Source organism: Halomonas sp. A29 (assembly GCF_046723295.1).
Taxonomy (GTDB): Bacteria; Pseudomonadota; Gammaproteobacteria; order Pseudomonadales; family Halomonadaceae; genus Halomonas.
Map to the genome: position 1 here is coordinate 173,467 of NZ_JAXQPR010000008.1, position 13,754 is coordinate 187,220.

At 65.5% G+C, this 13,754-nt stretch carries 12 protein-coding genes; 10 read left to right on the plus strand and 2 right to left on the minus strand.

The window, feature by feature from the left end; all coding sequences use genetic code 11:
* Positions 1-9: 9 nt before the first annotated feature.
* On the minus strand, positions 10-1,065 hold the full coding sequence (locus SPH52_RS16910) for a sugar phosphate isomerase/epimerase family protein (RefSeq protein ID WP_411796220.1): 1,056 nt from the start codon (positions 1,063-1,065) through the stop codon (positions 10-12).
* 431 nt (positions 1,066-1,496) lie between these two features.
* On the opposite strand from SPH52_RS16910, the gene SPH52_RS16915 reads away from it, so the two are divergent.
* Positions 1,497-2,501 carry a LacI family DNA-binding transcriptional regulator gene (locus SPH52_RS16915; protein ID WP_411796221.1) on the plus strand — a complete coding sequence of 335 codons (1,005 nt, stop codon included), beginning with the start codon at positions 1,497-1,499 and terminating at the stop codon, positions 2,499-2,501.
* Positions 2,502-2,515: 14 nt separating this feature from the next.
* On the opposite strand, the gene SPH52_RS16920 is transcribed toward SPH52_RS16915, so the two are convergent.
* Complete coding sequence (locus SPH52_RS16920) at positions 2,516-2,971, minus strand: YaiI/YqxD family protein (protein WP_411796222.1); 456 nt, start codon at positions 2,969-2,971, stop codon at positions 2,516-2,518.
* A gap of 441 nt (positions 2,972-3,412) precedes the next feature.
* Here SPH52_RS16920 and SPH52_RS16925 point away from each other — a divergent pair, with 441 nt between their 5' ends.
* The 9 genes from SPH52_RS16925 to SPH52_RS16965 all read left to right on the plus strand — a co-directional run bounded on the left by SPH52_RS16925 (position 3,413) and on the right by SPH52_RS16965 (position 13,734).
* The gene (locus SPH52_RS16925) at positions 3,413-5,137 is read left to right on the plus strand and encodes a DEAD/DEAH box helicase (protein ID WP_411796223.1); all 1,725 of its coding nucleotides are present in this window, start codon (positions 3,413-3,415) and stop codon (positions 5,135-5,137) included.
* 156 nt (positions 5,138-5,293) lie between these two features.
* A complete protein-coding gene (locus SPH52_RS16930; RefSeq protein WP_411796224.1) occupies positions 5,294-6,034 on the plus strand; it encodes a GntR family transcriptional regulator in 741 nt (246 codons plus the stop codon).
* Positions 6,035-6,106: 72 nt separating this feature from the next.
* On the plus strand, positions 6,107-7,066 hold the full coding sequence (locus tag SPH52_RS16935) for a C4-dicarboxylate TRAP transporter substrate-binding protein (protein ID WP_411796225.1): 960 nt from the start codon (positions 6,107-6,109) through the stop codon (positions 7,064-7,066).
* Positions 7,067-7,156: 90 nt separating this feature from the next.
* Positions 7,157-7,648, plus strand: coding sequence for a TRAP transporter small permease (locus SPH52_RS16940; protein WP_411796226.1), 492 nt, complete (start codon positions 7,157-7,159; stop codon positions 7,646-7,648).
* Positions 7,645-8,934: a TRAP transporter large permease gene (locus tag SPH52_RS16945; RefSeq protein WP_411796227.1), complete on the plus strand. Its 1,290-nt coding sequence runs from the start codon at positions 7,645-7,647 to the stop codon at positions 8,932-8,934. Before SPH52_RS16940 ends, SPH52_RS16945 begins: the two co-directional genes overlap by 4 nt.
* Positions 8,935-8,966: 32 nt before the next feature.
* Entirely contained in the window at positions 8,967-10,388 is a 1,422-nt protein-coding gene (uxaC, locus tag SPH52_RS16950; protein ID WP_411796228.1) for a glucuronate isomerase, read from the plus strand.
* Positions 10,389-10,425: 37 nt separating this feature from the next.
* A complete protein-coding gene (gene manD / locus SPH52_RS16955; RefSeq protein ID WP_411796229.1) occupies positions 10,426-11,637 on the plus strand; it encodes a D-mannonate dehydratase ManD in 1,212 nt (403 codons plus the stop codon).
* A 13-nt stretch (positions 11,638-11,650) separates the two neighbouring features.
* A complete protein-coding gene (locus SPH52_RS16960; RefSeq protein WP_411796230.1) occupies positions 11,651-12,682 on the plus strand; it encodes a Zn-dependent oxidoreductase in 1,032 nt (343 codons plus the stop codon).
* An 83-nt stretch (positions 12,683-12,765) separates the two neighbouring features.
* Positions 12,766-13,734 carry a TRAP transporter substrate-binding protein gene (locus tag SPH52_RS16965; protein WP_411796231.1) on the plus strand — a complete coding sequence of 323 codons (969 nt, stop codon included), beginning with the start codon at positions 12,766-12,768 and terminating at the stop codon, positions 13,732-13,734.
* The last annotated feature ends 20 nt before the right edge of the window (positions 13,735-13,754 follow it).

Consider the following 13,754-nt stretch of genomic DNA (forward strand, 5'->3'; position numbering starts at 1 on the left):
CTCCTCGGGTCAGTCGAGCCCCAGCAGGGCACGATTGGCTTGGCGGTCGGTGCCGGCATCGGCGAAGTCGTCGAAGGCGCGATCGGTCACCCGGATGATGTGCTCGGCAACGAACCGGGCCCCCTCGGCGGCTCCCTGTTCGGGATGCTTGAGGGCGCACTCCCACTCGATCACCGCCCAGCCATCGAAGTCGTACTGGGCCAGGCGCGAAAAGATGCCCTTGAAATCGACCTGGCCGTCGCCCAGCGAGCGGAAGCGCCCGGCGCGCTCCAACCAGGAGCTGTAGCCGCCGTAGACGCCCTGCTGGGCGGAGGGATGGAACTCGGCATCCTTGACGTGGAACATGCGGATGCGTGGGTGATAGCGATCGAGGAAGGCCAGGTGGTCGAGCTGCTGCAGCACCAAGTGCGACGGGTCGTAGAGGATGCAGCAGCGCGGGTGTCCATCGACCTCGGCGAGGAAGCGCTCGAAGGTGGTACCGTCGTGCAGGTCCTCGCCGGGGTGGATCTCGAAGCACAGGTCGACGCCTTCCTTGTCGCAGGCGTCGAGGATCGGCTTCCAGCGCCTGGCCAGTTCGGCAAAACCCTCTTCCACCAGCCCGGCGGGGCGCTGGGGAAAGGGGTACAGGAAGGGCCACAGCAGTGCACCGGAGAAGGTGGCCAGCGCATTCAGCCCCAGGTTGGCGCTGGCCCGGGCAGCGAGCTTGATCTGCTCCACGGCCCACGCCTGGCGGGCCTTCGGATTGCCGTGGAGCTCGGGCGGAGCGAAGCCGTCGAACAGGTCGTCGTAGACCGGGTGCACCGCTACCAGTTGCCCCTGCAGGTGGGAGGAGAGTTCGGTGACGACCAGGCCGTGCCTGGCCAGTACGGCCTGAATCTCCTGGCAGTACGCCTGGCTTTCCGCGGCGCGCTCCAGGTCGAACAGGCGCTTGTCCCAGGAAGGAATCTGGACGCCCTGGAAACCCAGCTCGGAGGCCCAGCGAGCAATGTCCTCAAGGCTGTCGAAGGGCGGCTCGTCGCCGGCGTACTGGGCCAGGAACAGCGCCGGCCCCTTGATGGTCTTCATCGAGTACCTCGTTTGTCGGTCTTGTCGGGCGCGGGCGATAAGCCCGGCGAAGATGTCTGTTGAATGTAATGGATTACATTGCAGCAGCAAGGTCAACAAGGGTCAAGGCAGTGCCAAGGGTTGTCGAAGCGGCGAATGGCGGCCGTAAAGACGAGCGAAATGCGCTGGCTGCGGGCTTGGTTACCCATCAAGACTAGATAATAGAGCACAAGGCCTTCGACTAAAGAAGGAGGTCTCAAGCCGCTCATGCAGCGCGACCGAGAGGAGTCGTGGAAGGTGCTGGCCTATGTTCTGGTGTAACGCTTTACATTCCAGCGATAGCCAACTCACAATAAGATGAGCGTGGCGGGGCGGTGCCGGCCACGGCGTTACCGCGGCGGGACGACCACGTTATGCTAAAAGCCAAGCCAGCAGCCAAGCGAACTCTCTCCATGCCCACCATCAAGGACGTCGCCAAGGCGGCAGGCTGTTCCACGGCCACCGTGTCACGGGCACTGGCCAGCCCGGAAAAGGTCACGGAGGCTACGCGCCAGCGCGTGGCGCGTGCCATTGCCGAGGTCGGCTATGCCCCCAACGTGGCGGCACGCAACCTGCGCCGCGCCGAGTCGCGAACGATCGTCACGCTGCTGCCCGACATCTCCAACCCGTTCTTCTCCGAAATCATCAACGGCATGGAGGAGGTAGCCCACCAGGCCGGCTACCAGGTGCTGATCGGCGACTGCGAGCGCGACCCGGCCAGGGCCGAGGCCTACTTCAACCTGCTGCCGACCAACCAGGCCGACGGCATCCTCCTGTTAACCTCCGACATTCCTCGTGAGTTGGTCAGTCGCGCCGATGCCCGAGCGGACTCGCCGCTGGTCATGGCCTGCGAATTCTTCTCCGATATCGACCTGCCCACCGTCGCCATCGACAACTACCAGGCCACTGCCCACGCCATCGACTATCTGATCTCGCTGGGGCATGAGCGTATCGCCTCGGTCTCCGGCCCCGTCGACAACCCCATCTGCCGCGATCGAACCCGTGGTTATCGCGACACGCTGGTCGCTCGCGGGCTTGCGAACTCAGTGCGGGTTGTGGAGGGCGACTTCGGCTTTCGTTCGGGTTACCAGCAGGGCCTGGCGCTGCTCGAGGACGCGGCTGTGCGCCCCAGTGCGATCTTCTGCCATAGCGACGAGATGGCCATCGGCGTGCTTAAGGCGGCTCGCCAGCTCGGCATTGGCGTGCCCGAGGCGCTCTCGGTGGTGGGCTTCGACAACATCGGCTTCAGCGAGTACTGCGAGCCGGAGCTGACCACCGTCAGCCAGCCTCGCCACGAGATCGGCCAGCAGGCGATGCGCATGCTGCTGAATATCCTGGCAGGAGAGGACGTGGTACGCCGGCAGACCCTGAGCACGCAGCTCATCGTGCGCAAGAGCACCGGGCGCCCAGGCGCCTGACGCGCGGCGGAAAGCTATTTCCTGGGCTGCTTGGCCAGCCACCTGTCCAGCGCATTGGCGAACTCGCGCCGGTCGGCGTCGCTGTAGCCCTTGGGGCCGCCGGTATGCTCGCCGCTCGAGCGCAACGTTTCCATGAAATCCCTCATCTGGACGCGGGCGCGAATGTTGTTCCGGTCGAGGATCTCGCCGCGGGTGGTCATCACCGCCGCGCCCTTGTCGATGGCTTCCAGGGCCAGCGGCAGGTCGGAGCTGATCAGCAGATCGCCGGGTTCGAGGCGTGCCACGATCTCGTTGTCGGCGGCATCGAAGCCATGGCTCACCGACAGCGACTTGACCCACTTCGAGGGCGGCAGGGGGATCGAGTGGTTGGCGACGAACCAGGCCGGCGTGGAGGTGCGCTCGGCGGCGCGTACGATGATCTCGCGCGCGACCTTGGGGCAGGCGTCGGCATCGACCCATAACGTGGGCATTCGGGCAGGCTCCTCGCGGAAGAATTCATGATTGTGTGATCGTAGCGTTGAAAGTACTGGTCATGAAACCAGTGTCGATGTTAGCATGCGCGCTCCTCGCATGTGTTGACCCCGCCATCATGACGATTCGCTCCAAGCGCCACGCGCTTGAGAGGCAATCACCGAGACAGGCAGCAAACGCTGCAACGTCCGAGATGTGAAGATGGAGCGCTACAGGATGCCGCCAACCGGGCGACATCGGCGCAAAAAGGTCGCCACAGCGGTTCCCGCCCGATGGCGCGAGCCGGATGCCAGGTGCGACCGGCGTCCCACGATAACGTGATCCGCTCTGTCCAGGCCGATTTGGGCCGTTACGACAGTGCCACCGACCTGCCCATGTGCTGTGTCGGGGATGCCTCAATGTGATTTGCCGGCGAGTGCCGGCCTACCAAGGTGTGATTGATGACCTCGACTTCTGTCGCTTCGCCGAGCTTCGGCGATCTTGCTCTGCTGCCTGCCGTTCTCGCCGCTGTCGAAACACTGGGTTACGAAACTCCTTCACCGATTCAGACACAGACCATTCCGGCGCTGCTGGAAGGGCGTGACATGCTGGGCCAGGCACAGACCGGTACCGGCAAGACCGCGGCCTTCGCGCTGCCTTTGCTTTCGCGTCTCGAGCTGACTCGCCGCGAACCCCAGGTGCTGGTGCTGGCACCCACCCGTGAGCTGGCTCAGCAGGTAGCCGCCTCATTCAGCAAGTACGGCCAGAACCTGCAGGGTCTGGAAGTCGTCACCCTGTGCGGTGGCCAGGAATATCGCGAGCAGCTGGGCGCACTCAAGCGTGGCGCCCAGGTAGTAGTGGGCACGCCGGGCCGGGTGATCGATCACTTGGATCGCGGTAGCCTCAAGCTCGACGGTCTGTCCTCCTTGGTGCTGGACGAAGCCGACGAGATGCTGCGCATGGGCTTCATCGACGACGTCAAGCGCGTTGTCGCCGATACCCCCAAGGAAGCCCAGCGGGTGTTCTTCTCCGCGACCCTGCCGACCGAGATCGAGCGCATCGTCAATCGTTACCTGGTCGACCCGGTGAAGGTGGCGATCGAGTCGCGCACCACCACCGGCGAGAACATCGAACAGCGTCTGGTGCGCGTCGACGGTGGCGCCAAGCTGGAAGCGCTGGCACGTATTCTCGAAGTCGAGCCGGTAGATGCCGCCATCGTCTTCGTACGCACCCGCGCCGCCTGTACCACGTTGATGGAACAGCTCTCCGCGCGTGGCGTGAACGTGGCCAGCCTTTCCGGCGACCTGGACCAGAGCCTGCGTGAGCGCACCATTCAGCGCCTCAAGCGCGGCAAGGTCGACGTGCTGATCGCTACCGACGTGGCCGCTCGCGGCCTCGACGTGCCGCGCATCACCCACGTCTTCAACTACGACCTGCCCCAGGATGCCGAAGCCTACACCCACCGCATCGGCCGTACCGGCCGGGCCGGGCGTACCGGCATCTCGATCACCTTCGTCGGCTTCCGCGAAGGCCGCAAGGTGGGCTGGATCGAGCAGGCCACCGGCCAGAAGCTCAGCGAGATGGAGGTGCCCGACGAGGCCGCCATCCGCGCCCATCGTGACGAAGTGTTCCATCAGCGCATCATCGGTTCCCTGACCGCCGGTGCCGAGGAGCAGCGTGCACTGGTCGAGCGTCTGGTGGCGGAAGGTCACGATCCGATCGAGCTGGCCTGTGCCTTTGCTGCACTGGCCCGTGCCGACGAAGCGCCCATCGGCCGCCTGCAGGCGCCGCGCAAGGAGCGTGTCGAGCGCGGCGGCGAGCGTGCCCCGCGTGACGGCAAGGCCCCGCGTCGCGAGCGTGACAGTCGTGGCCCGAGCGAAGGCATGACCCGCTATCGCGTAGCCGTCGGCCACAAGGACGGCGTCAAGCCGGGCCAACTGGTCGGCGCCCTGGCCAATGAGGGCGGCATCGAAGGCTCACGGATCGGTCGCATCGACATCCGCAACGCCTTCTCGGTGGTGGAACTGCCGAGCTCGCTGCCGCCCAGCATCCTGGCCAAGATGGCACGTGCTCGCGTTGCCGGTCGCCCGCTGGAGATCAGCGAGGACAGCGGTGCCCCCGAGCGCGCCCCGCGTCGTCGCCGTGAGGATGGCGAGGCTCCGGTGCGTCGCCGCACCAGCGCCTGAGCGCTCCGTTCGCCGCTAGCGGCGAACGTGTAAAAACAAGGCCCAGACCGGGAAACCGGCCTGGGCTTTTTCATGGGCACTTGCCAATTGCCATACTACCATACTAGTCTGGTCAGGGCGGCGACGCTCAGCTCAACAAGAAACGGAGGCGGTGCCATGACAACTCCCCTGCAGGCCATGTGGCAGGAAACGAGCGACGACGGCTCGGTTCGCGAGCGGCTCTATCGCGTGCTGCGCCAGTCGATCATTCGCATGGTGCTGGCACCTGGGCAGGCGCTATCGGAGAAGGAACTGGCCGATGCCTTCTCGGTGAGTCGCCAGCCGGTGCGCGAGGCCTTCATCCGACTTTCTGAGGCGGGCCTGGTCGAGGTGCGCCCGCAGCGTGGCACCTACGTGGTGAGGATCTCGCAGCAGGCCGTGCTCGAGGCCCGCTTCGTGCGTGAAGCGATCGAGGTGGCGGTGGCTCGCGAGGCGGCTACCCTGGGCGTCGCTGCGCAGACCCTGGATGAGCTGCGTGAACTGCTCGAGCGCCAGCGGCGCTGCATCGAGCCCAACGATTACGTCCGTTTCTTCCAGCTCGACGAAGACTTCCACCGCGCGCTGTCGCTGGGGGTGGGACACACCGCGGCGTGGCGTGTCACCGAAGAGGTCAAGGCGCAGCTCGACCGGGTGCGCTACCTGAGCGTCCCCGATAGCACACCGATCGGAAAGCTGGTCGACCAGCACTCGATGATCGTCGAGACCATCGCGCGACGGGACCCCGAGGCGGCGGCCAAGGCCATGAGCATTCACCAGCGCGAGATCCTGCATTCGCTGCCGGAGCTCATGCGTCGCTTCCCGGAGATGTTCGACGGTTCCCCCAGTCAGGTCTCGGCCGGTAACCCCACAGGCAGATAACCCAGCAACAACTTCAAGCACCAACGCCAGGCAACTCGACGCAATAACCACAACATACGTCAGGAGGCTCACATGAAAATCACCGTACTCGCTGCGGCCATCTCTCTGGCCGCCACCGCCAACCTGGCCCAGGCGGCCTACCAGTTGAACCTCTCCTCGGCGCTCAGCGCCCAGGACCCCATCGTCCAGGCCATGGAGGAGGCCAGCCAGACCATCGCAGCGCGCTCCGATGGCGAGCTCACCGTTCGGGTTTTCCCCAACAGTCAGCTCGGCTCCGACGAGGACGTGGTCGAGCAGATTCGCAGCGGCGCCAACGTCGCGGTGCTGATCGATGCCGGCCGTCTCTCCGAATACCAGCCGGAGCTGGGCATCCTCAGTGCGCCCTATCTGGTCGAGGACCATGCCGACTACGACCGCATCACCTCGTCGGAACTCTATCAGGGGTGGGTCGACAGCCTGGCCGAGAGCAGCGGCCTGCGCCTGCTCAACTACAACTGGTTCCAGGGCTCGCGCCACATGCTGACGAAGAAGCTGGTGGAAACGCCCGACGACCTGCGCGGGGTGCGCGTGCGTACCATCAACTCACCGGTGTGGCTGCGTACCATCGAATCGATGGGCGCCACACCCACGCCGCTGCCCTGGTCCGAGGTCTACTCCGCGCTGCAACTGGGCGCGATAGACGGCGCCGAAGCGCAGCTCACTGCGGCCGAAGGTCAGAATCTTCACGAAGTGATCACCCATATCGCCCTGACCGGTCATATCCACCTGATGACTGGGCTGGCCACTTCCGAGCAGTGGTACCAGTCGCTGCCGGAGGAGCTGCGCACCATTCTCGACGAGGAGCTGCGCAACGCCGGTGAGGCGGCCAGTCAGGCCACCGTCGATGCCCAGGCCGCCGTGCGCGAGCGCATGGAGGCACAAGGCGTGACCTTCACCGAAGTAGATGTGGAGCTCTACCGTGAGCGCGTTGCCGGCGTCTACGCAGAGCTCGGCTACGACCAGTACCGCGAACAACTGACCTCGGGAGAGTGAGCCGGTTGGCCCCTGCCGCCGTGCGGCGGGGGCTCTGGCCGTCGAGGCGGCCAAGCACGCGGGTTGTCTTCTGGTTCGAGGATTTTTCTTATGTGGTACTGGTATGACCGACTCGAGGCGTGGCTTGCCGTCGCGCTGTTGGGCGGCACTTCGCTGACCCTGCTGGTGAGTTCGACGGCACGCGCCATCGGCCAGCCCTTCGCCGGCGGCGCCGAGCTGGCCCAACTGCTGTTCATCTGGACCGCGGTACTGGGGGCGGACATCACCTTGCGCCATGGCGGGCAGGTACGTATCGACGCCCTGGCGATACGCTTGCCGCTGCCGTTGCAGCGCCTGGTAACCGGGTTCTGCCTGGTGCTGATGCTGGGCTTTCTGGCCCTGCTGGTGCGTTATGGCTTCCCATTGGCTCTGTCCAATTGGCAGCGTCCGATGGGCGTGGCCGGCCTGAGCTACGGCTATATCACCCTGGCACTTCCGGTGGGTGCCTCCCTGATGATCGTCTCGCTGCTGCGGCGCATCGTGGCCAAGGGCATCGTGCCGAGCCTGATGCCGGATGACGCTGTCATGGAGAAGATGCCATGACGGCCGCACTCCTGCTGGGCCTGGGGCTGTTGCTGATGGCCATCGGCATGCCCGTGGCCTTTGCCATCGGTATCGCCGGCTTCACCTACTTTTTCCTGCCGGAGACGTTCCTGCCGACCAACATCGGCGTGCAGCGCATCGTCTCGGCAACTCAATCGTTCCCGCTGCTGGCGGTACCGCTGTTCATCTTCATCGGGCACTTGATGAATGCCAGCGGCATCACGCCGCGGCTGATACGGCTTTCCACGCTGCTGGCCGGCTGGATGAGCGGCGGCCTGGCTCAGGCCAGCATCGTGCTCAGCACCCTGATGGGGGGTGTGTCGGGTTCGGCGGTGGCCGATGCCGCGATGCAGTCGCGAGTGCTGGGGCAGGGCATGATCAAGGAGGGCTATACCCCCGGGTTCTCGGGCGCAGTGTTGGCTATCGGCGGGTTGATCACCGCCACCATCCCGCCCAGCATCGGCCTGATCCTCTACGGTTATCTGGGCGAGGTGTCCATCGGGCGGCTGTTCATCGCCGGCGTGGTGCCCGGCTTCCTGCTGATGGTGGCGCTGATGGTGACCACCTACTTCGTTGCCAAGCGGCGCGGCTACGCACCGGTACGCGAGGGGCTGCCCTCGGGTCGTGAGGTTCTCTCTGCCGCGCGCAGCAGTATCTGGGCGCTGCTGTTCCCGGTGTGGCTGCTGGTGGGCATTCGCTATGGCCTGTTCACGCCGACCGAGGCGGGGGCCTTCGCGGTGGCCTATGCGCTGGTGGTGGGCTGCGTGATCCATCGCGAGATGGGGCTGAGCGAGATCCTCGCGGCGATGCATGCCAGCGTGCGCGACATCGGCATGATCATGCTGATCATCATGTTCTCGGGGATCATCGGCTACGTCGTCTCCTTCGAGCGGGTGCCGCAGACCATCGCCGAGCTGACGCTGGGGGTGTTCTCCAGCCAGGTCACGCTGCTGCTGACGCTGGCCGTGCTGCTGGTGCTGCTCGGCATGCTGCTCGAGGCCACGGTGGTGGTGATGCTGCTGACGCCGATCCTGGTGCCGGTGATCAAGGCCGCCGGCGTCGACCCGGTGCACTTCGGCCTGCTGATGATGACCCTGGTGACCTTCGGCGGCATGACCCCGCCGGTGGGTATTTCGATGTACACCGTATGCGGGATTCTGCGCTGCTCTTTCTTCGATTACAGCCGCGAGCTGCTGCCCTTTGCCCTGGCAGTGTTCACCGTGGTGCTGGGCATCATCTTCTTCCCCGACATCGTGCTGTTCCTGCCCAACCTGCTGATGGGCTGAGCATGAGTCAGCCGACAACGACGGAGCGTGTCATGACCTTCAATGATCGCATCGATTTCATGGGGCCCGATTTCCTGCTCGAGAACGAGCCGGCGCGCCGGCTCTACCACGAGCATGCCGCCGTCATGCCGATCTGCGACTACCACTCGCACCTGAGTCCGGAGGAGATCGCCGGCGACGTGCGCTTCGACAATCTCACCGAGCTGTGGCTCAGGGGCGACCATTACAAATGGCGGGCGATGCGCTTTGCCGGCATCGAGGAGCGGCGCATCACCGGTGAGGCGAGTGACCGCGAGCGCTTCCAGGCGTGGGCCGAAACGGTGCCGGAATGCCTCGGCAACCCGCTCTATCACTGGACCCATCTTGAGCTGCGCCATCCGCTGGGTATCGAGAACCTGCTGCTCTCGCCCGCCACGGCCGAGGAGATCTGGGCGACATCCCGCGAACGCCTGGCCACGCCGGAGTTGAGCGCCCAGGGCATTCTCCAGCGCTTCAACGTGCGCACCGTCTGTACCACCGACGATCCGGTCGACAGTCTCGAACTGCACCGCCGCCATGCCGAGAGCGGGGCGGCTCCCGGCATGCTGCCGACCTTCCGCGCCGATACCGTGCTCAAGATCGGCGAGCCCGGCTTCGCCGACTACCTCGGCGAGCTGGAGGCGGCCAGCGGCGTGGGGATCCGCGGCTACGACGATCTGCTCGCGGCGCTGTACCAGCGCCTCGAGCACTTCGCTGCCCATGGCTGCTGCCTTGCCGACCACAGCCTTGAGAAGCCGGTGTTCGTCGAACCGCCGAGCGTGGCCGAGCTCGATCGGCTGCTCGAGCGCCGCCGCCGTGGCAGAACGCTCAGCGGAGACGAGAACGCCAGCTTCACCACCGCGGTGCTGCTGTGGCTGGGACGCGAGTACGCCCGCCGCGGCTGGGTGATGCAGCTCCACCTGGGTGCGCTGCGCAGCCTGAGCCAGCGCGGCCTGGCCGAGATCGGCGCCAACAGCGGTTTCGATGCGATAGGCGACGTGACCTATGCCGAGCCGCTGGCGGCGATCCTCGATGCTCTGGATCGCGAGCGGGCGCTGCCGCGTACCGTGGTCTACAACCTCAACCCCCGCGACAACGAGATGCTGGCGAGCCTGGTCGGTTCGTTCCAGGGCGACGGCATTCCCGGCAAGGTGCAGTTCGGCGCCGCCTGGTGGTTCAACGACCAGCGCGACGGCATCGAACGCCAGCTCGTCACGCAGATGAACTTCGGCCTGCTGCGCCATTTCGTCGGCATGCTCACCGACTCACGCAGCCTGCTGTCGTTCTCCCGCCACGACTACTTCCGCCGCATCTTCTGCCAGATGCTCGGCGCGCAGGTCCAGCGCGGCGAACTGCCGAACGATCTCGATCGCATCGGCGAGCTGGTGCGGGCGGTGTGCTACGACAACGTACAGCGCTATCTCTTCGAACGATGAGCCGAGCCCTAATCACTTTCACAGCGACGGAACCTTCATGAAAATCAGCGACGCCTATGTGATCGTCACCTCGCCGGGACGCAACTTCGTCACCCTCAAGATCGTCACCGAGTCGGGTACCTACGGGATCGGCGACGCCACCCTCAACGGTCGCGAGATGGCGGTGGTGGCCTACCTCGAGGAGCACGTAATCCCTGCCTTGATCGGGCGTGACGCCAGTCGCATCGAGGATATCTGGCACTACCTCTATCGCGGTGCCTACTGGCGCCGGGGACCGGTGACCATGGCGGCGGTGTCGGCGGTGGACCTGGCGCTGTGGGATATCAAGGCCAAGGCAGCCGGCATGCCGCTCTACCAGCTGCTCGGCGGCAAGAGCCGCGAGCGGGTGATGACCTACGCCCACTGCACCGGCAAGGACATCGAGGGCTGTTTGGCCGAGGTCGAGAAGCACGTCAAGCTCGGCTACCGGGCTGTGCGCGTGCAGGCCGGGGTGCCCGGCATTCCTACCATCTACGGCGTGGCCAAGCGTGAGGGCGAACGCTACGAGCCGGCGGATTCCGAACTGCCCGCCGAACACGTCTGGAGCACCGAGAAATACCTCAATCACGTGCCCAAGCTGTTCGCCGCGGTGCGTGAACGCTTCGGCGACGAGCTGCACGTGCTGCATGACGTGCACCACCGACTGACCCCCATCGAGGCGGCGCGCCTGGGCAAGGCGGTGGAGCCCTACCATCTGTTCTGGCTCGAGGACTGCGTGCCGGCCGAGAACCAGGAGAGCTTCCGCCTGATTCGCCAACACACCACCACGCCGCTGGCGGTGGGGGAGGTGTTCAACTCGATCCACGACTATCGCGAGCTGCTCGAGAACCAGTGGATCGACTACGTGCGCACGCCGCTTTCCCACGGCGGCGGCATCACCCACGTACGGCGCATCGCCGACCTGGCCGCGCTCTACCACGTGCGCACCGGGTTCCACGGGCCGACGGACCTGTCGCCGGTGTGCCTGGGTGCGGCGATCCACTTCGATACCTGGGTACCCAACTTCGGTATCCAGGAGCACATGCCCCACACGCCGGAGACCGACGCCGTCTTCCCCCACGACTACCGCTTCGAGGACGGCCATTTCCTGGTCGGCGAAGCGCCGGGCCATGGCGTCGATATCGACGAAGCCTTGGCCAAGCAATACCCCTACAAGCGCGCCAGCCTGCCGGTCAACCGGCTGGAGGACGGCACCCTGTGGCATTGGTGAGGAGAACGTATCGATGAAAGCCTTTCAGGTAAACGCGCCGCTGGACTACGCCGTCGTCGAGGCCGAGGTGCCCCGCGCCGCGGCCGGCGAGGTGCTGGTGAAAGTGGCCTTCGCCGGGATCTGCGGCTCAGACATGCACATCATCCACGGCGCCAACGCCTTCGTGCGTTTCCCGCGCATCACCGGTCATGAGTTCGCCGGCATCGTCGAGGCGCTCGGCGAGGGCGTCGAGGGCATCGAGGTCGGCGACAGGGTGTGCATCGATCCGGTGGTCAGCTGCGGTAAGTGTTATCCGTGTCGTATCGGCCGCCCCAACGTGTGCAGCGCAATGCAGGTGATCGGCGTGCACCGTGACGGAGGCTTCGAGGAGTGGGTCAACGTGCCGGCGGCCAATGCCCACCGCCTACCTGAGGGGCTGGCGCTGGAGGCCGGTGCACTGGTGGAGCCCTATTCCATCGCCGCCAACGTGCTGGAACGCATGCAGCCGCTGCGCGGCGACCGCCTGCTGGTCTATGGCGCCGGCGTGATCGGCCTGACCATCCTGCAGATGGCCCGCGCCCAGGGCATCGAGGACATCACCGTCATCGACCTGATCGATGAGCGCCTGGCCACGGCCCGTGAACTCGGCGCCACGCGCACCTGGCACGGCAAGGACGATGTCGAGGCCGCGGTGAGCGAACTGACCGCGGGCGAGGGCATCCCGTTGATCGCCGATGCCGCCTGCGTGCCGGCGCTGCTGCCGCAGATGTTGCGAATCGCCTCGCCGGCGGGACGCATCGGCCTGCTCGGCTTCAACCCCACGCCCAGCGACCTGGTGCAGTTGGAAGTGATCAAGAAGGAGCTGACCCTGGTCGGCTCGAGGCTCAACAACCGCAAGTTTCCGGATGTGCTCGAGCGCATGGCCTCGGGGCGTCTCGATCCGCTGGCGCTGGTCAGTCACCGCCTGCCCTTCGACGACATGCCCGGAGCCATCGACATGCTCGATCATCATCCCGAAAGGGCTCGCAAGGTGTTGATCGACATTGGTGCCGACAACCGCACCTGAGCCAGCTCGATGCAGCAGGACATCGCCACGGCGATGCACATAACAGCAATAACCGCTTGAACAGCAAAACAAGGAGCTACGCCATGATCAAACGACTCATTACCGGCGCCGTCCTCGGGACGGCCCTGATGGCCAGCCAGGCCGCGCTTGCCGCCGACGTCACCCTGCGCTTCGGCCACCTGGCCAACGAGCAGAACATCTGGCACCAGGCCGCCGTGCGCTTCAAGGAGCTCGTCGAGGAAAATTCGGATGGGCGCATCGAGGTGCAGATATTTCCCAACGAGCAGCTCGGCAACGAGATGGATGTGATCAACAGCATCCAGCTCGGTACCGCGGACATCACCATCACCGGCGAGAGCCTGCAGAACTGGGCGCCCAAGGCAGCGATGATGGCGGTGCCCTACGCCTTCCGCGATGCCGAGCACCTGCGCCAGGCGGTGGAGAGCGAGATCGGCGAGCAGATCGAGGCGCAGATCACCGAGCGTGCCAATCTGGTGCCGCTGGCTTGGTTCGAGCGCGGGCCGCGTGAGCTGACCTCCAACCGGCCGATCCGCCACCCCGACGACCTCGACGGCCTTCGCCTGCGCGTGCCCAACGTGCCGCTGTTCGTCGACACCTGGGAAGCGCTGGGCGCAAGGCCCACGCCGATGGCCTTCAGCGAGGTGTTCACCGCCCTGCAGCAGAACACCATCCAGGCCCAGGAGAACCCGCTCAGCCTGATCGAGAGCGCCAGCTTCAACGAGGTGCAGGACTACGTGAACCTGACCGGCCACGTGCGTAGCTGGATCTACGTGGTGATCGGCCGCAACCGGCTCGAGAGCATGCCCGAGGATCTGCAGCAGATCGTGCGCGATGCGGCCCAGGAGATGCAGACCTACCAGGCCGAGCTGTTCGAGGAGGACCAGCAGCGCCTGGAGCAGGCCTTGCAGGAGCGCGGCATGGAGTTCATTGAGGTCGATACCGAGGCCTTTGCCGAGAAGGCGCGACCGGCCGTCGAAGCGGCTCTCGACGATGAGCAGCGTGCGCTGTTCGACGCCATCCAGAACCTGTGATTCACCCGGGCGGGCTCATG